This window comes from Kaistia sp. UC242_56 (assembly GCF_044452255.1).
GTDB classification, from domain to species: Bacteria; Pseudomonadota; Alphaproteobacteria; order Rhizobiales; family Kaistiaceae; genus Kaistia; species Kaistia defluvii_A.
On the sequence record NZ_JBIOAN010000002.1, the window covers coordinates 1368677 to 1389590 of the forward strand.

General features: G+C 64.6%; 18 protein-coding genes and 1 pseudogene. 2 read left to right on the forward strand and 17 right to left on the reverse strand.

All coding sequences use genetic code 11. From position 1 onward, the window contains the following. Positions 1 to 31 precede the first annotated feature (31 nt). From ACHMWQ_RS09105 to ACHMWQ_RS09165, 13 genes and pseudogenes are all read right to left on the reverse strand, one after another. Positions 32 to 820, reverse strand: a complete 789-nt coding sequence (locus tag ACHMWQ_RS09105; RefSeq protein ID WP_396307210.1) for an SDR family NAD(P)-dependent oxidoreductase — start codon at positions 818 to 820, stop codon at positions 32 to 34. Between the two features lie 66 nt (positions 821 to 886). Continuing rightward, positions 887 to 1867 carry an NAD-dependent epimerase/dehydratase family protein gene (locus ACHMWQ_RS09110; RefSeq protein ID WP_396307211.1) on the reverse strand — a complete coding sequence of 327 codons (981 nt, stop codon included), beginning with the start codon at positions 1865 to 1867 and terminating at the stop codon, positions 887 to 889. Positions 1868 to 1903: 36 nt separating this feature from the next. Beyond that, entirely contained in the window at positions 1904 to 3007 is a 1104-nt protein-coding gene (locus ACHMWQ_RS09115) for an ABC transporter ATP-binding protein (protein WP_396307212.1), read from the reverse strand. Between the two features lie 12 nt (positions 3008 to 3019). After that, a complete protein-coding gene (locus ACHMWQ_RS09120) occupies positions 3020 to 3898 on the reverse strand; it encodes a carbohydrate ABC transporter permease (RefSeq protein ID WP_354552503.1) in 879 nt (292 codons plus the stop codon). Further along, complete coding sequence (locus tag ACHMWQ_RS09125; protein ID WP_396307213.1) at positions 3891 to 4823, reverse strand: carbohydrate ABC transporter permease; 933 nt, start codon at positions 4821 to 4823, stop codon at positions 3891 to 3893. The genes ACHMWQ_RS09120 and ACHMWQ_RS09125 overlap by 8 nt, the downstream gene beginning before the upstream one ends. Positions 4824 to 4896: 73 nt before the next feature. Next, positions 4897 to 6165, reverse strand: a complete 1269-nt coding sequence (locus ACHMWQ_RS09130; RefSeq protein ID WP_396307214.1) for an ABC transporter substrate-binding protein — start codon at positions 6163 to 6165, stop codon at positions 4897 to 4899. Between the two features lie 192 nt (positions 6166 to 6357). Further along, positions 6358 to 7131, reverse strand: coding sequence for an ATP-binding cassette domain-containing protein (locus ACHMWQ_RS09135; protein WP_396307215.1), 774 nt, complete (start codon positions 7129 to 7131; stop codon positions 6358 to 6360). 39 nt (positions 7132 to 7170) lie between these two features. After that, a complete protein-coding gene (locus ACHMWQ_RS09140) occupies positions 7171 to 8151 on the reverse strand; it encodes a substrate-binding domain-containing protein (RefSeq protein WP_396307216.1) in 981 nt (326 codons plus the stop codon). A 64-nt stretch (positions 8152 to 8215) separates the two neighbouring features. Continuing rightward, positions 8216 to 9256 carry an ABC transporter permease gene (locus ACHMWQ_RS09145; protein WP_396307217.1) on the reverse strand — a complete coding sequence of 347 codons (1041 nt, stop codon included), beginning with the start codon at positions 9254 to 9256 and terminating at the stop codon, positions 8216 to 8218. A gap of 75 nt (positions 9257 to 9331) precedes the next feature. After that, a complete protein-coding gene (locus ACHMWQ_RS09150; protein WP_396307218.1) occupies positions 9332 to 9994 on the reverse strand; it encodes an RraA family protein in 663 nt (220 codons plus the stop codon). Positions 9995 to 10017: 23 nt separating this feature from the next. Then, positions 10018 to 11739 (reverse strand): IlvD/Edd family dehydratase, encoded by a 1722-nt coding sequence (locus ACHMWQ_RS09155; protein ID WP_396307219.1) that lies wholly within the window; start codon positions 11737 to 11739, stop codon positions 10018 to 10020. Positions 11740 to 12019: 280 nt separating this feature from the next. After that, a pseudogene (locus ACHMWQ_RS09160) lies at positions 12020 to 13754 on the reverse strand (IlvD/Edd family dehydratase). Between the two features lie 49 nt (positions 13755 to 13803). Continuing rightward, positions 13804 to 14664: an amidohydrolase family protein gene (locus ACHMWQ_RS09165; protein ID WP_354552514.1), complete on the reverse strand. Its 861-nt coding sequence runs from the start codon at positions 14662 to 14664 to the stop codon at positions 13804 to 13806. Between the two features lie 214 nt (positions 14665 to 14878). On the opposite strand from ACHMWQ_RS09165, the gene ACHMWQ_RS09170 reads away from it, so the two are divergent. Next, entirely contained in the window at positions 14879 to 15928 is a 1050-nt protein-coding gene (locus tag ACHMWQ_RS09170; RefSeq protein ID WP_396307220.1) for a LacI family DNA-binding transcriptional regulator, read from the forward strand. A 125-nt stretch (positions 15929 to 16053) separates the two neighbouring features. Further along, positions 16054 to 16752: a FadR/GntR family transcriptional regulator gene (locus tag ACHMWQ_RS09175; protein ID WP_396307221.1), complete on the forward strand. Its 699-nt coding sequence runs from the start codon at positions 16054 to 16056 to the stop codon at positions 16750 to 16752. 75 nt (positions 16753 to 16827) lie between these two features. Here the strand turns inward: ACHMWQ_RS09175 and ACHMWQ_RS09180 are convergent, their stop codons facing one another. The 4 genes from ACHMWQ_RS09180 to ACHMWQ_RS09195 are packed head-to-tail and all read right to left on the reverse strand — an operon-like array spanning position 16828 to position 20912. Beyond that, complete coding sequence (locus ACHMWQ_RS09180; RefSeq protein WP_396307222.1) at positions 16828 to 17892, reverse strand: Gfo/Idh/MocA family protein; 1065 nt, start codon at positions 17890 to 17892, stop codon at positions 16828 to 16830. A 20-nt stretch (positions 17893 to 17912) separates the two neighbouring features. Beyond that, positions 17913 to 18404 (reverse strand): D-ribose pyranase, encoded by a 492-nt coding sequence (rbsD, locus tag ACHMWQ_RS09185; protein ID WP_396307223.1) that lies wholly within the window; start codon positions 18402 to 18404, stop codon positions 17913 to 17915. 15 nt (positions 18405 to 18419) lie between these two features. Beyond that, positions 18420 to 19895, reverse strand: a complete 1476-nt coding sequence (locus tag ACHMWQ_RS09190; protein WP_396307224.1) for a sugar ABC transporter ATP-binding protein — start codon at positions 19893 to 19895, stop codon at positions 18420 to 18422. Between the two features lie 51 nt (positions 19896 to 19946). Beyond that, positions 19947 to 20912 carry a sugar ABC transporter substrate-binding protein gene (locus tag ACHMWQ_RS09195; RefSeq protein ID WP_396307225.1) on the reverse strand — a complete coding sequence of 322 codons (966 nt, stop codon included), beginning with the start codon at positions 20910 to 20912 and terminating at the stop codon, positions 19947 to 19949. Positions 20913 to 20914: the final 2 nt, after the last annotated feature.

Below are 20914 nucleotides of genomic sequence, written 5' to 3' on the forward strand. Positions count from 1 at the left end.
GTTTTTTTGTTTCGAGAAGGGCGTGTGCGCGTCAGACCCAGCCACCATCGACGATAAAACTCTGGTTGGTGCAGGCGCCGGCCTCATCGGAGGCGAGGAACAGTACGGGCCGCGCGATGTCGTCGGCGTCGAGCTGCCGCTTCAGGCACTGCCGCTCCAGGATGCGCTTCTCGCCATCGGCGTTGAGCCAGAGCCGGCGCTGGCGTTCGGTGATGATCCAACCGGGCAGCACGGAATTGACACGTATATTGTCCGGACCAAGCTCGCGAGCCAGCCCGCGCGTCAGGCCGATCACGGCGGATTTGGCGCTCAGATAGGCGTCGTTGTCCGTGGCGCCCATGAGGTAGGAAATCGAGCTCATATTGATGATGGCGCCGCCGCCGGCTGCCGCCATGTCCTTGTGGACCGCCTGCGCGCAGAAGAACTGGTGCTTCAAATTCACGCTGACGGCCCAGTCCCAATATTCCGAGGTCACGTCGTCGAGCTTGTGGCGGTCATCATTGGCGGCGTTGTTGACGAGGATGGTGATCGGTCCCAGCGCCGCGCGCACCCGGGCGATCGCCGCCTGGATCTCGTCAACCTTGGTGATGTCGACCTTCTCGAAATGCGCGGTGAGGCCGTCCTTTGCCAGCGCGGCGACGAGCGCCTGCGAGGTCTCCTCCGCGATGTCGAGGAAGGCGACGCGGCAGCCCTGTTCGGCAAAGCGGCGGACGATGGTCGCACCGATGCCGCTGCCGCCGCCCGTGATCAGCGCGACGCGGCCTTTCAGGCTCGGATAGGTGGCGATGCCGGAAGGGCGGGGCGCGTGGTCGTCTGTCATGGCATCGTCTCGATGGGATCATGGGCTGGGCCGGCCGCCCGAGGGCGACCGGCTTTTGACAAGGAATCAGGCCTTGGCGGCTTCCTCGATGATCTTCTGGATGTCGTAGACCGGCTTGTAGCCGAGGATCGATTTCGCCTTGGCGATCTCGTGGCTGGCGCGGATGGCAGGACCCGGAATGCGGACTTCGACATAGGGGAAGCCGAAGGTCTTGTGCAGCGCCTCGACCGCGACCTTGTAGGAGAAGGGGCTGGGGCCGCTCAGATTGAAGATCTCGCCAACCGCCGAGACATCGCTCAGCATCAGATTGATGCCGCCAACCAGGTCGATCACGTCGCAGAAGTGGAACTCGTAGGGGATGCCGTCCTCGTCGAGCGCCAGCAGCAGCGTGTCTTCCGGGCCGGTCTTGGCCGCGTCGAGTGCTGCGACCGCATCCGGCCGTCCGAGCGCGGTGAACAGGTTGCGCATCGGCTCGACGAACAGGAAGCGCCCCGACCAGCCGCTCGGCCGACGGATTTCCTCGGAGCGCGCGATCAGCGCGAAACGGGCGATGGTGACGGGAACGCCATGCGAGCGGTGGTAATAAAGTGCCAGTCGCTCGTCGATCTCCTTGGTCAGGCCATAGAAGCTGTAGGGCTGCTGCGGATGACGCTCGTCGATCGGCGAATAGAGCGCCTTCAGCGACGGGTAGACCTCGTCGCTGGACGCGATGAAGAAGCGCTGCAGCTTGACCTTCTGCGACACGACCGCGTCGAACAGGTTGAAGGTGCCCGCGATGTTCTGCTGGAACAATTCGCGGTCGGCGCCCTGTTCCCACAGCATGGCGGCGGCGAGGTGGACGATGATGTCGACGCCGGCCACTGCCTGCTCGACGGCTTCCTTGTCGGTGAGCGACCCGACAATCACCTCGACGCCGGCATCCTTCAGGCCATCGAGGCCCGGATCGCCCGGCAGCACCAGCGCGCGCACGCTGTCGCCCAGCGCCTGGCGGCTCGCTACCATCTGTCGGCCAACCCGTCCGGAGGCCCCCGTGATCAACGTCTTCATGGTCTCATTCCTCTTTGAGCGGTCAAACTGCAGGGACTACGGGACGCGGATCGCCTCGCCGCTTTCGGCGGAGAAGTATCGGAGCCGGTCCGGATTGACGGAGAAGGAGAGCCGGTCGCCGAGCCGGATCGGCGCGGCGTTCTCTGGCGACATGCGGGCGATGAAGGCGTTCTCGCATTCCTTCACGCTCACCAGCGATTCATGGCCGAGGCCCTCGATGACGTCGGCCGAGCCTGTGACGCCATTGCCCGCGGCGCCCGGGTCCATGACAATGTCCTCGGGGCGGAAGCCGATCAGGAATTCGCCGTCCCGTACCTTGGGGCGCAGCGCGGTCAGGCTCTCCAGGCGGATCGGAATGTTCACGCCCGCGCCGCGGGCGACGATCACGCCACCCTCCGGCTCGAGCCGGCAGCGCAGGAGGTTCATCGGCGGCGTGCCGATGAACTGCGCGACGAAGGTATTGGCCGGGTGCTGGTAGAGCTGCTGCGGCGTGTCGGCCTGCTGGATGCGGCCGCCATTCATGACAACGATCTTGTTGCCCATCGTCATCGCTTCGGTCTGGTCGTGCGTGACGTAGATCGTGGTGATGCCAAGCGAGCGCTGCAGGCGCGTGATCTCGGCGCGGGTCTGCACGCGCAGCTTGGCGTCGAGATTGGAGAGCGGCTCGTCCATCAGGAACAGCTTTGGCTCGCGGATGATGGCGCGGCCCAGCGCGACGCGCTGGCGCTGGCCGCCCGAAAGCTGCGACGGCTTGCGGTGGAGCAGGGGAGCGAGATCGAGCGACTGCGCGACCTCGCCGACACGGCGGTCGATGTCGGCGCGGGCCCAATTGCGCAGGCGCAGCGCGTAGGAAAGGTTTTGCGCCACGGTCATGTGCGGATAGAGCGCGTAGTTCTGGAACACCATGGCGATGTCGCGATCTCGCGGCGAAACATGGTTGGCGGGCTTGCCGTCGATCCAGATCTCGCCGCCGGTGGCGCGTTCCAGCCCGGCGATCATGCGCAGCGTCGTCGACTTGCCGCAGCCGGACGGGCCGACGAAGACGACGAACTCGCCATCGGCGATGTCGAGATTGATGCGGTCGACAGCGAGGTGGCCGTCATATTGCTTGGAGAGTTGTTCCAGGCGGGCGGTGCTCATGAGGGTCTCCGATCAACCTTTTACGCCGCCGGCCGTGAGGCCGTGGACGAGGTATCGCTGCAGGAAAAGGAACACGATGGCCGCCGGCAGCGTGACGATGGTCGCCGCGGTCATGACCTGATCCCAGGGGGTGACGTATTCGCCGCTGAACGAGGCGAGGCCGACGGAAACCGTCCAGTTTCCCGGCTGGCGCACGAACATCTGGGCGAAGAGATATTCGTCCCAGGCGATGATGAAGCAGAACAGGAAGGTCGAGGCGAGGCCGGGCAGCGACAGGGGCAGCGTGATGCGGAAGAAGGTGCCGATCCGCGACGCGCCGTCGATCAACGAGGCTTCTTCCAGCGCGACCGGGATGCCGTCGAAGAAGGTCTTCAGCAGCGAGGTCGCGACGGGGACGAGCAGGGCCAGGTAAGCGACCGTCAGGCCGGGCAGGCTGTTGAGCAGGCCGATCTTGCTGAACAGCACATACATCGGCATGGCGAGCAGGATGCCCGGGAACATCTGGGTTGCGAGCAACAGATATTCCGTGAAGCCGCGCCCCTGGAAGCGGAAGCGCGACAGGGAATAGGCCATCATGGCGCCAATGAAGGAGGCAAGGATCGCGGTGCCGAGCGCCACGCGGATGCTGTTCCAGAGCCAGGTTCCGAGCGCCGTATCCTGGAAGATCGTCACATAGGTCGAGAACACCGAATTGGCGCTCGGCAGGATCTCGGGCGGATAGGCGAACAACTGGCCGGAAGGCCGGATCGAGGTCACGAACATCCAGTAGAACGGGAAGACCGCGATCGCGCAGAGGATCAGGATGAGGGCGGCGAGGGCCAGCCTTCCAGCGATGCGAGAAAGGTTCGGCAGGAAGGCTTCGCCATGGCGGGCGCTGGGGGCGTTACGCATCATTACCTCTCCGCACGATGAAGGCGTAGGCCAGCGTCAGCAGCACCGCGACGAGCAGCAGCAGCGATCCCATCGCGAAGGCGGGACCGGCGCGGAAGAAGCGGAACGCCTCGAAATAGACCTTCACGACCAATGTGTTGGTGGCGCCGGCGGGGCCGCCCTGGGTCATCAGGAAGATGAAGACGAAATTGCCGAAGCTCCAGATCGTCAGCAGCAGCACGACGATGGCGAGCACATGCTTGAGGCCGGGCAGCGTGATGTCGAGGAAGCGGCGCATCGGCCCGGCGCCGTCGATCTCGGACGCCTCGTAGAGTTCGTCGGGGATCGACTGCAGGCCCGCGAGCAGGACGAGCGTCGCGAACGGATAGGTCTTCCAGATGTTCAGGATGATGATGGCCGGAAGCGCCAGGTTCGGGTCGCTCAGCCAGTTCGGCTGGCTGGTCACGAAGGGGATCCAGCCGATGGCATAGTTCACGACGCCGTAATTCGGATTGTACATCCACTGCCAGATCAGCGCGGCGACGACATGCGGCACGGCCCAGGGCAGGATGATCAGCGTGCGGACGATGCCGCGGCCGGGAAAGGCGCGGGTCAGCACCAGCGCGGTGACGAGGCCGAGGGCGATGCTCCCGATCACCGTGCCGAGCGAGAAGACCGCCGTGACATAGAGCGAGTGCCAGGTGTCGGGATCGGTCAGGACCGATTGGTAGTTGGCGAGCGTGAAGGCCTCTGTGAAGGCTCGGCCGATGATGCGGCTATTGGTGAAGCTGATGCGAATTCCCCAGAGCAGGGGAATGATCACCAACGCCGTTATGGCGAGGAGAAACGGAAGAACCATCACGGCAGGCAGCCAGCGATCCTGGCTGTCGGCATAATGAACGGTCCTCACGCCCGCGACGCGGGCGGATGTCTGGGTGAGGGCCATGGACCACGCTCGTCTGGAGAGGAGAAGGAACCGGGCGACGAGGCTTTCGCGCCGCCGCCCGGATGGCGCTGCGTCAGTTCTTGACGAGGGCGACGACCTGCGCCTGCGCTTCGGCCATGGCCTCGGCGACGGGGCGGTTCTTGTAGAGGATCTCCTCGACCTTATCGGCGATGATCTTCAGGACCTCGTTGCCATAGAGCTCCAGGCCGGCCGGCATGATCGAGACGGCATATTTGTCGGAAGCTTCCTGGAAGGTGGCGAACCACGGATTGGCCTCGAGATAGCCGTCCGGGATGCTGTTCAGGCGCGGCGACACGGCATTGGTGATGGCGACCATCTCCTTCTGCCACTTGGCGCTCTGCATGAATTCGATCAGCTTGAAGGCTTCGTCCGGATGCGGCGCATCCTTCGGGATCGCCCAGAGCTGGAACGCCGCCGCCGTGCGATGGCCAGGCCACGGCATCGGCGCCGTGCGCAGGTCCTTGACGATCTCGGGATTGCCGGCCTTGGCGAAGCCCATCATCCAGGAGCCGTCGAACAGCGTGCCGACCTTGCCCTGCCACCACATCTGCCGGTAGGTCGACTTGTCGACATCGCGCGGCATCACGCCGGCATCGAAGAGCTCCTTGAACATGGAGATCGCTTCGATGTTGCGGGGATCGTTGACCGTCGGCTTGCCGTCGATGGCGAAATGGCCGCCATTGGCGATCACCCACTGCGCCACGTCCATATAGGTCTGGATGTAGCTGCCAGGCTTGACCATCGCGGCGTATCCAAACTGGTTCGGCGCCTTGGTCGTCTTCTTGGCGAGTTCGAGGAAATCCTTGGGATTGTCCGGGAACTTGTCGTAGCCGGCCGCCTTCAGGATCGTCTCGTTGTAGAAGGGCACGTAGTTCGCGACCATCTGGATGACGCCGTAGGTATGGCCATCCACCATCAGCGGCGATTCAAACTGCGCGGGGCTGTAGGTTTCCTTGCTGATGTCGCTCTTGGCGACATAGCCGTCGAGCGGCAGCAGCAGGTCGTTGCGCAGGAAATCGCCGATGTTCATGTTCAGCAGGTGGATGACGTCCGGCGGCGAACCGGAGCCCATTTCCAGCAGCATCTGGTCGGCATAGGCGCCATAGGCGACGTTGTAGCCTTCCACCTTGATGTCCGGATTCTCATCCATGAAGGCCTTTACGACCTTCTCCATCCAGACTTTGTTGCCGGGTTCTCCGAACCACCAGCTCGGCACGCGCAGCGTGATCTGCTCGGCGAAAGCGGTCATCGGCACCGATGCCAACAGGGCGGCGGCGGCCCCGGCGAGTATCCCCTTGCGGATACCGGACAAGATTTTCATGGAACTTCCCTTTCCCTCTGATCGCAGTTCTGGAACGTCGCGTTCAATCGGGACCAGTTCTCTGGCTTCTTGCTTTTGGAGGTCGTGGCCTCGATCGTTTCAGGCATGGACGGCCCGTCGTCCTGCCGGTGGACAGGGCGGTCGTCCGTTGGCCGGGTTTGCGTCAGCGGCGGCCGAAGCCGCCGCCCGTCGTCAATGGCGGACGCGATGCAGCGACAGCAGGAATTCCGTCAGTTCGCTGAGGCTCAAGGCGCTCTTGGGCGTGTCGAGCGCGATCTCGCCGCGGTCGAGCACGATCAGCCGGTCGGCGACTTCATGCACATTGGCGAGCGTGTGCTCGATATAGATGCAGGAGCGTCCGCCGGCCTTGATCGACTGGATGAAGTCGAGCACCCGCCGCACTTCCTTGATGGCAAGCGCGACGGTCGGTTCGTCGAGGATGATGAGGTCGCTGTCGAAATGCATGGCGCGGCCGATGGCGACGCCCTGCCGCTCGCCGCCGGACAGCTTGCCCACGGTCGAGTCGACGCTGATGCCGCGCGAACGGAAGCCGATGGTTGACTTCATGATCTGCTCGGCGATCCGCTTTTCCGCCTTCACGTCGATGAAGCCGAAGCGGTTGGTGATCGGCCGCCCGACGAAGAAGTTGCGCCAGAGCGGCTGCTTCTCGCCGAGCGACTTGTCCTGGTAGACGGTCTCGATCCGGAAGTCCTGGGCCTTGCGGACCGAATGGCCGCCCGCTTCGACTTCCTTGCCCTTGATAAAGAGCTGGCCGGCGGTCGGCGCCTCGACGCCCGTCATCACCTTGATGAGCGTCGACTTGCCGGCGCCGTTGTCGCCGATCAGGCCGACGATCTCGTTGCGCCCGATCGTCAGGTTAACGTTCTTGAGACTCTCAACCTTGCCGTAGTGCTTCTGGATGTTGACCATCCGCACCAGATCGGTCGCGCCGTTTTCGGCCTGCATGCTCGTCATCTCCTCAACAGGGGCGGGGTTCTCTGAAACTTAGCGAACGCCTTCCTCGACCAGCGGCGCGATGGCGTCGACATTGTCCTTGGTGACGACACCACCGCCGGTGTTGAGCATGAGGCCGGCGAGGCCATAGCGCTTCTGAAGCACCGCGGCGACCACGGGCATGAAGCCCTGCAGGTAGGGTTGCTGGTCGACGACGACGGTGACATAGCCCTTCTTCAGGCCATCGATCGAAGCGGGCGAGATGTCGTAGCCGCCGGTGATGACGGAGCCCGGCGCCTTGCCGGCCGCGTCCAGAACCTTGGCGAGGATGGCGGTGATGCCGCCATGGCCGGGGACAGCGATCGCCTTCACGTCCGGATGGCTCTCGAGGTAGGAGGCAAGCACCGGCACGGCGAGCGAGGGATCCTGCACGGCCTCGTTCGACCACTGCAGCTTGTCATAGGTCACGCCGGCCTTGTCGAATTCCTCGATCGTGCCACGCGAGATGTCGGCATGCGCCGTCTGCTCGAACGTGCCGTAGATCACCGCCTTGTCGCCCTTCTTCAGGCCGGCGGCGACCATCTTCTCGCCCAGCACGCGGCCAGCCTCGTAGTTGTCGAGGCCGAAATAGCTGAGGTCGGTGCCCGGCAGGCGGGTGTTGTTGGTAACGACCACGATCCCTGCTTCCTTGGCATCGTTCAGGAAACGCTTCATCGAGTCGGTGCCGGAATGGCCCATGACCACGATGGCGTCGGGCTGGGATGCCAGCGCCTGATTGGCCTGCTCCAGCATCTTCTGCTGGTCCCAGCCGGCATACTGGTTGATCAGCTTGACCTTGAGCATGTCGGCTGCCGCCTTGGCGCCGAGTTCGCGGGCCAGCGTGGTCGGGTCGCCGGAATTGCCACCCATCTGGAAATAGATGGTCATGCCCTCGCCAGTCAGCACGGGCTCGGCGGCGAGCGCCGTGCCGGAGAGCATGCCGGTCATGCCGAGGGCGCAGGCCGCGCCGAGAAGGAAACGCCTTGTGATCATGTTGTGGTCCCTTTGTCTGTCAGGTGCTTGTTTTCTTTATTGAAACGCGTCGAGGTCTTTTGCCTCAACGTCGCAGCCGCATCCGGATCTTCTTGAAGAGCGGAACACGGTCGGGATCTTCGAGCGCCATGTTGAGCGTAACGGAAACCAGGAAGACGACGCCGATCAGGAAGCGGGTCCAGAAGCCCTGCACGCCGCTGGCCACCAGTCCGGCCTCGATGATGGCGACGATCAGCGCGCCGACGACGGTGCCGACAATGGTGCCGGCGCCGCCGAAGATCGACGTGCCGCCGATGAACACGCTGGCCACGACGATCAGCAGGTAGCCCATGCCCTGGGAGGAGAAGTAGGTGGTGGTTTCCAGCGTCAGCAGGATGCCGGCAAAGGAGGAGAGCAGGCCCATCAGCGTGAAGATCTTGAGCTTCTCGCGGTCGACCCGGATGCCGACGACATGCGCCACGCGGGCATTGTCGCCGATGAACAGCACGTTCTCGCCGAAGCGGTGGCGGTTCAGGATGAACCAGAGGGCCACCGCGACGGCGAGCGCCCAGAGCGCCTGCACCGGCAGCACGCCGATCCGGCCGGCGAACACCGAATGGATGGCGGTGTCGGTCACGGACGGCACGGCCACGGTCAGGCCGTTGGAGACGATCACGACGAGGCCGCCATAGAGGAACAGCGTGGCGAGCGTGGTGATCATGGAGGGGATGCCAAGCTGCGTGACGATCAGCCCGTTCACGAAGCCGAGGATGACGCCGACCATCAGCGCCGCCGCGAAGGCCAGCCAGGTCAACTCGTAATTCTTGAACAGGATGGCGAAGACATAGCTCGAGAAGGCGACGATCGAGGGGAAGGAGAGATCCATCTCTCCCGCCACAACGACGAAGGTGAGGCCGAGCGCCAGGATCATCGGCGGCGGCACGTTCGCGAGGAACGTCATGTAGATACGGTAGCCGAGGAAGGTCTGCGGCGCCGTGACCATGAAGATCGCGATCAGCAGCGCGAAGACCGCGAGGATGGCCATGCCCTCGACGGCGAAGATACGCCGGCTCAGGGAAAGCCGCAGGCTGGCGGCGGATGGATCTTGCGAAGCTTGCATGGCCATGGTCTTTTTCCGCTTGGAGCGTTTTCGAGCGACGTGGTTACCGGCTCGCGTGAAGAAAACGCGACCCTCGACGAGCTAGAGGACGCCGTGGCGTTCGTAGACGTCGCGCAGGTATGCGCCGTTGCGAAGGTCGTCCATCGAGCTGTCCTCACTGGCGATCTTGTCGAAGGCGATCTTCAGCACTTCGGCCTCGACCGCCTGCGGGATGACCACGACGCCGTCGGCATCGCCGAACACCAGATCGCCGGTGCAGACGCGCACGCCGGCGCAGATGACGGGAACGTCGATCGCCGCGATCTGGCCGCGCCCCTTGGAATCGAGCGGCGCGATGCCGGCATGGAAGACGGGCAGCTTCAGCTCGCGGATCGTCTTGATGTCGCGCACGAAGCCGTCCGTGATGCAGCCGGCCGCCTTGCGGCCGACGGCGGCGGTCGAAAGCAGGCTGCCCCAGGGCGCGATGCGTCCGGAACCGCCACAGGCGAGGATGGCCACTTCGTCCGGCTTCAAATCGTCGATGAGCTTGATCTCCAGCTCATACGGATTGACGTCCGGGTCGACATGGGCGGTCTCCATGTAGATGCCGGTGCGGGCGCGGCCGCAGAGGATGAGGGATTCGTCGAGCGGCCGGATCGTGGACGGCATCGCCTGCGTCGTGACGCCGACGGCATCGAGCGCATCCGACAGAACGGCGGCGTAGAGCTTGTTCCAGCCTTCGGGCAGGGGGGCAGTGGACGTCATGAAAGATCCTGTAACTAGAGCGATCAGGCAGATTCGGCCGGCACGGGATGACCGCTGCCGCCAACGAGAAAACCAAAGTCGACGCCGCGGTCGGCCTGCTGGACGTTGTCGAGGAACATCCGGCCGTAGCCGCGGTCATAATGGGGAGGGGGAGGCGTCCATTCGGCCCGGCGCTGTGCGAGTTCAGCCTCGGAAACGTCGAGATGTAGGCTGCGCGCCTCGACATCGAGTTCGATGAAGTCGCCGTTTCGCACCAAGGCGAGCGGACCGCCGATCGCGGCTTCCGGTGCGACATGCAGCACGACGGTGCCGAAGGCGGTACCGCTCATGCGCGCGTCCGAGATACGCACCATGTCGAGCACGCCGGCGGCGCGGAGCTTCTTCGGCAACGGCATGTTGCCGATCTCCGGCATGCCGGGATAGCCGATCGGACCGCCATGCTTCAGCACGAGGATGCTGTCGGCATCGACGTCCAGATCTGGATCATCGACCCGCTTCTTGAAGTCCGGCATGTTCTCGAACACGACGGCGCGGCCGCGATGCTTCATCAGTTCGGGCGAGGCCGCCGACGGCTTGATGACGGCGCCGGAGGGAGCGAGGTTGCCGCGCAGCACCGCGATTCCGCCCAACGGCTTGAAGGGTTCTTCCAGCGTCCGGATGACGGTGCGGTCGAAGCACTCGGCTTCCTCCAGCCGGTCGGCGATGGTGGCGCCTTCGACCGTGATGCAGCCGCCATGCAGCAGCGGCTTCAATTCCTTCATCAAGGCCGGCAAGCCGCCCGCGTAGCAGAATTCTTCCATCAGGAACTGGCCGGACGGCATCAGGTCGAGCAGGCAGGGGACGATGCGGCCGAGGCGATCCCAGTCGTCGAGGGTCAGCTCGAGGCCGAGGCGTCCTGCGAGCGCGATCAGATGCACGACCGCATTGGTCGAGCCGCCAATGCCGCCATTGACGACGATGGCATTTTCCAGCGCCTCGCGCGTCACGATCTTCGACATCGGCACGTCGTTGCGGACGAGGTCGACGATGTGGTGGCCGGATTTTTCGGCGAGCACCGCGCGGCGGCTGTCGACGGCCGGCCAGGTCGCATTATAGGGGAGGGCGATGCCCATCGCTTCGGCGAGGCTCGCCATGGTGGAAGCCGTGCCCATGGTCATGCAGGAGCCGGGCGAACGGCTCATGCTGGCTTCGGCCTCGTAGAATTCTTCCTGGCTCATCGTGCCGATCTGCACGGCTTCGGCGAAGCGGATGACGTCGGTTCCCGACCCGACCTGTTTGCCGCGCACGCGACCATTCAGCATTGGCCCGCCGGAGACGAGGATGGTCGGCAGGTCGACGCTGGCCGCGCCCATCAGCAGCGCCGGCGTGGTCTTGTCGCAACCTGCCAGCAGCACGACGCCGTCGATCGGATTGGCGCGCAGCGTCTCCTCGACGTCGATGCTGACCTGGTTGCGGTAGAGCATCGCCGTCGGGCGGACGAGCGTCTCGCCGAGGCTCATAACGGGGAATTCGAGCGGCAGGCCTCCGGCAACCAGGATGCCGCGCTTCACATGCTCAGCCAGCTGCCGCAGATGCGCGTTGCACGGGGTGAGTTCCGACCAGGTGTTGCAGATACCGATGACCGGGCGGCCGTCGAACATCTCCGACGGGATGCCCTGGTTGCGCATCCAGCTGCGGGCATAGAAGCCGTATTTGTCGGGGCGGCCAAACCACCGCGCGCTCCGAAGCGGCTTGCGCTCGCTCATCGGATCATTCTCCTCTGCCCGAACCCTGCGGCCCGGTTTCCCTGGTTGGTTCAATTTTTGAACCATGTCGACACATTTATATGTATCGTTAAAGTAGATGCTAAGCGGCGAAGTGCCAGCGAGTCAATTTAGAAAATGCGGCCAATTCCGCTTTTCTGCTGACGCTCCGGGGAGTGTGGGGCGGGGTTTAATATGACGATAAAGGCGATATCGCAGCGATTACCGCCCGCAGGGTATGGCGGGCGGGTCGAAGGCATGGGGCCGGTCTTTTCCCGCGGCGTTAATGCGACTCCCGCGGAACGTAGTCGCCGCTGCCGCCAACCAGGAAGTCGAAATCGACGCCGGAATCGGCCTGCATAACGTGATCGACGTAGAGCCGCTCATAGCCGCGCCCATAGGGCGATACGAATGGCTTGAGCTCGGCGCGACGACGCTCCAGTTCGGCGTCGTCGACTTCCAGATGGATCGATCGCCCCGGCACATCGAGCGCGATCATGTCGCCGTCGCGGACTAGGGCGAGGGGGCCGCCGGCGGCGGCTTCGGGCGCCACATGCAGCACGACCGTGCCGAAGGCGGTACCGCTCATGCGCGCATCCGAGATGCGCACCATGTCGGTGATGCCCTCGCGCAGCAGCTTGGCCGGGATCGGCATGTTGCCGATCTCCGCCATGCCGGGATAGCCGCGCGGGCCGCAGTTCTGCAGCACCAGCATGCTGTCCTTGTCGACCGGCAGGTCGGGATCGTCGATGCGCGCCTTCAGATCGTCCGCCGAGGTGAACACGACGGCGCGGCCGCGATGAACCAGGAGTTCCGGCGTCGCCGCCGATGGTTTGATCACCGCGCCGGAAGGGGCGAGGTTGCCGCGCAGCACGGCGATGCCGGCCTTGGCCCGGAACGGCTTGTCGAGGGGCAGGATGACCCGCTCGTCATGGCGCACGGCGCCCGCATTGTTCTCCGCCTGGGTCCGGCCGGTGACGGTCAGCGCATCGCTATTCAGCAGCGACGAAATCTCATTCAGCACGGCCGGCACGCCACCGGCGCGGAAGAAGTCTTCCATCAGATATTCGCCGGATGGCATCAGGTTGAGCAGGCAGGGCACGTCGCTGCCAAGCCTGTCCCAATCGTCAAGCGAGAAGGGGACGCCGAGGCGGCCGGCAATCGCGAGCAGATGCACCACGGCATTGGTCGAGCCACCGAGCGCCGCGTTGAGAACGACGGCGTTCTCGAAAGCTTCGCGCGTCAGTATCTTGGAGAGGCGCAGGCCTTCATGCGTCATGGCGACGATGCGCTTGCCGGCCTCGAAGGAAAATCGCATGGCGACGCGCGTCGACGGCCGGAATGGCGCCATTGCCGGGGAGGGCGACGCCCAGCCCTTCGCAGAGGCTCGCCATGGTCGAGGCGGTGCCCATCGTCATGCAGGAGCCGGTGCTGGGCGACATCGCGGTTTCCGCCGCCATGAATTCTTGCAGCGACATGGTGCCGGCACGCACAGCTTCCTTGAAGCGAATGACGTCGGTGCCCGAGCCGATGCGGCGACCCTCCCAGGAGCCCGAAAGCATAGGTCCGCCGGAGACGACGATCGTCGGCACATCGACGCTGGCAGCGCCCATCAGCGCGGCCGGCGTGGTCTTGTCGCAGCCGACCAGCAGCACGACACCGTCGATCGGGTTGGCGCGGATCGAGGCCTCGACATCCATGCTGGCGAGATTGCGGAACAGCATGGCGGTCGGGCGCATCAGCGCCTCGCCGAGCGAGGTGACCGGAAACTCCAGCGGAAAGCCGCCGGCGGCATAGACGCCGCGCTTCACATGCTCGGCCAGTTCGCGCAGATGGCCGTTGCAGGGATTGAGGTCGGACCAGCTATTGCAGATGCCGATGACCGGGCGGCCATCGAACATCTCGGCCGTATGGCCCTGGTTGCGCAGCCAGCTTCGATAGATGAAGCCGTAGGAATCCTGACGGCCGAACCACTCCCGGCTGCGGAAACCCTTCTTGTCCCTGCTGTCGTCTGCCATCTCGAATCCATCGGCTGCTGGAGGTCAGTTCAGGCGAGGGGAGGCTCGCTCAGACGGCGAGGCCGCCGTGCCACCAATGCTCGAACGGGTTTGAATTCAGGATGTAATCGATCGTCGTATCGGCGACGCGCGGCAGCGGCGTGCCCTCGACCTGGCTGTTGATGTTCTTCAGCCCCTCGACCGATTCCGCGACGCGGGCGAACGGGAAATCCGTGCCCCAGAAGATCTTGTTGCGGTCGGTGATGGTGTATTCCTGGGCGCAGACCAGGATGTTGTAGAACTGCCAGGGGCGGTAGTGTAGCGCCGACACCTCGCAATAGACGTTCGGCTGCTTGCGGGCGACGATGATGCACTCCTCGTACCAGGGGTGGCCCATATGGGCCATGATCATCTTCAAATCCGGATAGCGCAGCGCGATCGTGTCGACGTCGAGCGGGCGACCATAGTTGACCGGCGCGTTGCGGCCATAGGTCGTGCCCATATGCATGGTGAGCGGCAGGTTGTTCTTCTGCAGATACTCGTAGACCGGCTCAAGGCGGGGATCGAGCAGCGACACGCCATTGTAGATTGGGCCGAACTTGACGCCCTTGAGCTTCAGATCCTCGATCGCGTGAACCAGGAGATCCATGCAGTTGGGCATGCGGGGATCAACGGCGGCGAAGCCGACGAACTTGTCGGGATATTTGGCGACCGCAGCGGCGGTGACCTCGTCATTGCCGTCGACGCCGATCGAGTCCTTGTAGCGCAGCGAAAAGATGATGGCCTTGTCGACGTCGGCCATCTCGCGGGCCAGCGTATCCGCATCCGCCTTCGGGGCGAGGCCTGCCGCGCGGGCCAGGCCTGCCTGCTGGGCATAGAGCGGCGTAACCTGGTCGTCGTTGTAGATATTGACGTGACAGTCCACCAGCATGATCGGCCCCTCGTTTTTCCAGGATCTGCGTTTGTGTTGTTTAACGTTAAATTACACCCCACTTAACCCTGTCAAGTGGCCATTTGTGAAATGGGGGATTGCTTCCGGCGGCAAAAGTCGCTGAATGAGCCGTTAATTCGAGAGTTGAAGCGTTGAATCGCGGGCCGGGGTGGACAAGCGAAGCCCAAGGGCCAAAAGAGGATGACTCAGTTCCATGTCGGACAATGATTCCGGCCGCGCTCCGCAAAAGCGTGTCACGATAAAGGACGTCGCCAAGGCGGCCGACGTCTCGCCGATGACCGTTTCCAACGTGGTCAACGGCAAGCACCAGTTCGTCAGCGAGCGGACCCGAAAGGCTGTCGAGCGCGAGATCGCCCGCCTCAATTATCGCGTCCAGCACAGCGCCCGGAGCCTGCGCGTCTCGCGCCGCCGCTCCGTCGGGATGATCTTCGTCGACGAGTCGCCGTCCTTTCTGGTCGATCATTTCAACGCCCACGTTGTTGCCGGCCTCTGCAACGTGCTGAGCACAGCCGACCACACCGTCACGGTGCAGGGCATCCGTGCCGGCCAGTTCAACCAGTCGTCGATCATCCGCAACTTCGCGGTCGACGGCTTCTGCGTCGTGCTTTCCGGCCCGCCGGACGCGCGCAGCACCATCCTGGACAGCTTGATCAACCTGGATCAGCCTCTGGTCCTGATGCAGGAGCCGATCGCCTCGCCCAACCAGGAAACCTGCATCGTCCGCCAGGATGATGCCGGGGGCGGCCGGCTGCTCGCCGACCACCTGGCTGCCCGTCGCGTCGAGACCGTGCTGGTGGTCGTGCCGAGCCAGAACTGGCCCGCCATCGATCAACGTGTTGCCGGCTTGCGCGAGGGCTTCCAGGCGGCGGGCGGTGATGTCCGCATCGATGTGGTGCACGCGGAAACCGAGGAGTTCGACAGCGCCCGGGCGGCCGTGATGGGCTATCTCGACCGCCATCCGCTGCCGGATGCGATCGTCGGCGGCAATGACCGCTTCGCCATCGCGGCGATGTCGATCCTGCTCGATCGCGGCATCGCCGTGCCGGAGCGGGTGAAGATCACCGGCTTCAACGGCTTCGAGCAGCGCCGTTATGCAAGGCCGCTCGTCACGACGGTCATCTCCTCCGCTTACGAACTTGGCGAGAGGGCAGGGCAGATGCTGCTGACCCGCTTTGAGGAGGGACGTTTCCCAACCCGCGAGCTGGTGCTGCCGGTTCATTTCGAACTGGGTGAAACGACCTGACTCCTCCGGGGCGACGAGAAATGCCGTCGAGGTTGGCTTGAGGGGGCAAGTCGGCGTATGAGGCCTTGTTGAGTTCCACCGCGTGTGTCCCACCCGTTGGAACCGGATCAGGGAAGTGCGCCGCGATGGAAACCAATCCGAACAAGGTCAGCCGGCAGGGGCTTCCGTCCCAGGTCGCCGCCTTTGTGCGCTTCGAGATCCTGCGCGGAAACCTGAAGCCTGGCGACCGTTTGCCGACCGAACAGGAATTCTCGGCCCAGCATGGCGTCAGCCGCGCCGTGATCCGCGAGGCGATCGCCAAGCTCCGGCATGAGGGGCTGGTCGTCTCGCGCCAGGGCATCGGCGCCTTCGTGGCCTCGCCCGAGGCTGCCAACTCGCTGACGCTGGAGCCGAACAGCCTGGCGGTGCCGGAAGACTACCGTCACCTCTACGAATTGCGGCTGATGCTGGAGACGGGCGCAGCCGAACTCGCCGCGATCCAGCGCACCGACGAGGATCTCGCGGAAATGGCCCGCTGCATCGACAATCTGGCCGAGGTCAAGGACCTGCATAGCGCCTATGTCGAGACGGACATCGCGTTCCACCGCGCGGTGGCCGGCGCGACGAAGAACCCGTTCGTCTCGCTGTTCATCGCCTTCGTCGACGTGAAGCTGAAGGAGAGCATTCTCATGGCGCTGCGCTCGCTCGACTTCACCAAGACGAAGGCCATTGCGCATGGCGAGCATCAGCGGATCTTCGAGGCGATCCAGGCGCGCGATCCCGCTGCCGCAGCCGCCGCGATGCGCTCGCATTTGACCAACTCGTCTCGCCGCCTGGGGCTGTAGAACAAGGCTCCAAACGCCAATCGCCCCACCGGATTCCCGGCAGGGCGATGTGGATCGTTCGGGGAGCAACGAGGCTTAGGCGACGTCGACCATCGTGCGGGTCTCGCCTGATTTCAGCATCGCCTCGACCACCTGGACCGAGCGCAGGCCGACCTGCGCGTTGCCGCAGTTTTCGGTCGGGATGCCGAGGCAGATGTCGACAAAGGCCTCGACCGGCGTGACGCAGGTATAGGCACCGGCGCCGGGCTCGATTGCCATTTCCTCGTCCTGGCCGTCGAGACGGCGCAGCCAGAGCCGCTCGCGCTCGACGTCGAGCAGCAGCATGCCTTCCGTGCCGAACAGGCGGATATCGACCTGGAAGGCCGAGCCGGGCGGCACCGAGGCGGAGCCCGATAGCGAACCGGTGGCGCCGCCGGCAAACGTCATGGCGAGCGCGTTGTGGATGTCGGTGTCGATAGCCGACTTGCCGAGCAGCGCGAACACGCTCTGCGGCTCCAGATCCGTCACATAGAACAGGCCGCCCAGCATGTGGACCAATTGGCCCCAGCCATAACCGCCGGTGCCGGGATGGGCCCAGGTGGCGCGTTCGGGCCGGAACATCTCGTTCTCGGTGCCCTGCAGCTCGCCGCCCGAGACGAGGTCTTCGATCGGCGTTGCCATCTGTGCCGAGACATGGCGGATGCGGCCGATGCGGCCGGAAGCGACCAGTTCGTGCGCCTTCTTGAAATAGGGCTGGAAGCTCCAGCCATAGGGCACGAGGATCTCGCGGCCGGCGGCCTCGGCGGCCGCGATCAGCTTGCGCGCGTCGTCGGAATTGGTCGCCATCGGCTTCTCGACCATGACGTGGCTGCCCTTGGCCAGCGCCGCCATGGCCTGCTCGGCGTGCAGATGGTGCGGCGACGCGATGATGACGCCGTCCATCTCGACATTGGCGAGCAGTTCCTCATAGGTCTCGTAGGCGTGCGCAAAGCCGAACGCCTCCTTGACCTTGGCCAGCTCCGCGGCGCCGGGCCGCGCGACGCCGACCAGCTCGACGCCCGGATGGCGCTTCAGGATCGGAAGGTGGTTGGCGACGGCCCAGGAGCCGGCGCCGATGATGCCGATGCGCGCTTTGCGCCCGGCCTGGGCTGTCTCAGCCATGTGTGCTCCTTCCGGTCGGACTAGCGGCGCTTGGCGCCGGGGACGAAGGGCTCGCGGTCGAGCCACTTGCGGTACATGTCCGGCACGGCGCATTCCGGGTCGTTGAAATAGGCCTTGTAGTCGACGCCGCCGACGAGGGCGATGTTGCCCCAGGGATCGAGCGCGCCGGAGCGGACGATGACCTTGGCCTTCTGGGCCAGCGGACCAACGGTATCCTCATAGGTGACGGCCTCGAAGTCGCGCTCGTCGAACCAGGTGGTGAGCGAGCGGTAGAGCGGCTTGTTGTGCTCGGCGACCTGGGACGCGAACATCACCTTCTCGACGATCAGCTCCGGTGCGATCACCGAATAGAGCTGGTCGAGCGTCGGCAGGTCGGCGCTGATGGCGAGGTCGATGCGCCAGGCGTCGCTGGGGATCGGGAAGCCCGCATCGACGATCATCATGATGTCGCCATGGCCCATCGTGGCAATGGCCTCGGCGAGTTCGGCGTTGAGAATACCGGAGCGCTTCATGGGTTTCTTCCTCTGTTAAGCCGCGCTGATCGCGCGGTCGAGTTCGGCATGGGTAACGTCCCGCACGATCTCGTCGACGATCTTGCCGCCGCGGAAAAGCAGGATGCGGTCGGACAGGCGGGCGAGTTCCAGCGAGTCCGATGAGGTGAAGACGACGGCGGCGCCGGAATCGGCGATGCCACGCAGGATGTGATAGATCTCCGACTTGGCGCCGATATCGACGCCGCGCGTCGGGTCATCGAGCATCAGCACCTTCGGATCCATCACCAGCCAGCGGGCGATCAGCGTCTTTTGCTGGTTGCCGCCCGAGAGCGAGGTGATGCGGTTCAGGATCGAGGATGTTCGGACGGAGAGGCGCTTGATGGCGGCCAGCGCCTTGCCCCGGCGCGTCGACCCGTCGCTCGCGTGCATCGCCTCATCCGTCGCCTCGGCGTTCCGCAAGACGCTCATCAGCGGCAGGATGCCTTCGCGCAGCCGGTCGGCCGGCAGATAGGCGACACCGCTGCGGATGGCGGCGCGGGGCGTCGAGCGGCCAATGGGCCGTCCCGAAATCGAGATCGTACCCGAGGTGGCATGGTCCATGCCGAAGATATGGCGCAGCAGCGACGAGGGGCCGGAATCCGGCAGGCCGGCCAGGGCGACGATCTCGCCGGCGCGCACCTTCAGCGAGGCGCCCGCCAGCTCGCGGCCATGCACGTCGGCAACGTCGAGCAGCACTTCCTTGGTGGGGCGCGGCTTGACCTGGACCGGGAAGATCTCGGCCGGCTGGCGGCCCAGCATCGCGTCGACCACCTTCTCGTGGTCGAACTCGGCCACCGGACGGGTAGTGATCAGCGTGCCGTCGCGAATGACCGAAATGCGGTCGGCGATCGAGAAGATCTCGCCGAGCTTGTGCGAGACATAGATCACGGTGACGCCGACCGAGCGCAGGTGGCGGATGCGCTCCAGCAGGCGGGCGGCTTCGGCCGCGTTCAGCGCCGAGGTTGGTTCGTCGAAGATGATGACCTTCGCGTCCCAGGTCAGCACCTTGGCGACGGCAACCAGCTGCTTGTCGGACGAAGAAATGTCGCCGACCCGCATCGAGGGAAGGATTTTCTGTTCCTGGAGTTCGTCGAGCGCCTGGCGCGCCCGCGCCGCCATCTTTTCCTTCGACGGCTTGACGAAGCCGCTGTCGTCGATGCCGAGCGCGATGTTCTCGGCCACCGTCAGATTGTCGAACAGGTCGAGTTCCTGGTGGACGACGCCGATGCCGCAGGAGAGCGCATCGCGCGGCGTCTTCATTTTCAGTTCGGTGCCGAGGGGGCCGATGATGGCCCCCTCGCTTGGCTGGTAGACGCCGGCGATCAACTTGATCAGCGTCGACTTGCCCGCGCCGTTCTCTCCGACGAGTGCATGAACCTCGCCCTGCTTGAACTCAATGCTGACATTGCGCAGCGCCCAGAAGCTCCCGAAGGATTTTCCCAGGTCGCGAAGCTGAAGCATCGAAGTCATCGGCGAATACTCTCGTTCTGGATCAATTGGCAGGGCAGGAAGCAGCGGGCCTTACTCGGCCTGGTGCTTTTCGACGTTGGACTTGTCGATGACTTCGACGCCGGTGTCGGTGTGGCTCGGAGGCATCTTGCCTTCGGCGTAGATCTGGTTGAGCACGAGCACGGCGTCGTGGCCCTGGCGCTGCGGGTTCTGCGTGATGGTCGAGGTCAGCGCGCCCGAAACGATCAGTTCACGCGTCTGCGGCAGCAGGTCGGAACCGACGACCGGGATCTTGCCGGCCATGCCGTTGCGCTCGAGATACTGGCCGATCGCGGGGAACGAGCAGCAATCGAGCGAGATGATGCCGGTGATGTCCGGATTGGCGAGGACCGCGTTTTCGATCGCGGCGTAGACCTGCTGCGGCTCGTTGGTGGTGTTCACCAGGCTGGCGATGGTGATGCCGGGATGCTTGGCGAGCGCCTGGCGGGCGCCGTTTTCGCGATCCTTCGACCACTGGGCGGCGGCATCGACCGTGAAGATCAGGATCTTGCCCTTTTCGCCCATTTCCTTGACCAGCGTGTCGCCCATGACGACGCCGGAATAGACGAGGTCCTGGCCGACGAAGGTCAGGCGCTGCGAAGCCGGATTGTCGGTGTTGAAGGTGACGACCGGGATGCCGGCAGCGAGCGCCTTGTTGATCACCGGCGCGAGCGCGTCGGTCGAGGAGGACGAGACGGCGAGGCCGTCGACGCCCTTGGTGATCCAGTTCTCGAGCTCGGCAACCTGCTTCTCGGCGCCGCCGCCGACCGGGCCGGTGAACAGCGCGTTGACGTTGAGCTCCTTGCCGGCAGCCTCGACGCCGTTGCGCATCGGCACGGCGACCGAGAGCGCGGGGTCATGATAGGAAACGACGAAGGTCGGCTGTTCCTTGGCGGCCGCGCGGGCCTTGATCGCCGGCGACAGCGTGAAGTCGGCGGCCGCGGCCGGCACGAGCAGAGCGAGGGTCGCGAGGCCCGCAAAGAGTGTTGCGCGTAGCATGG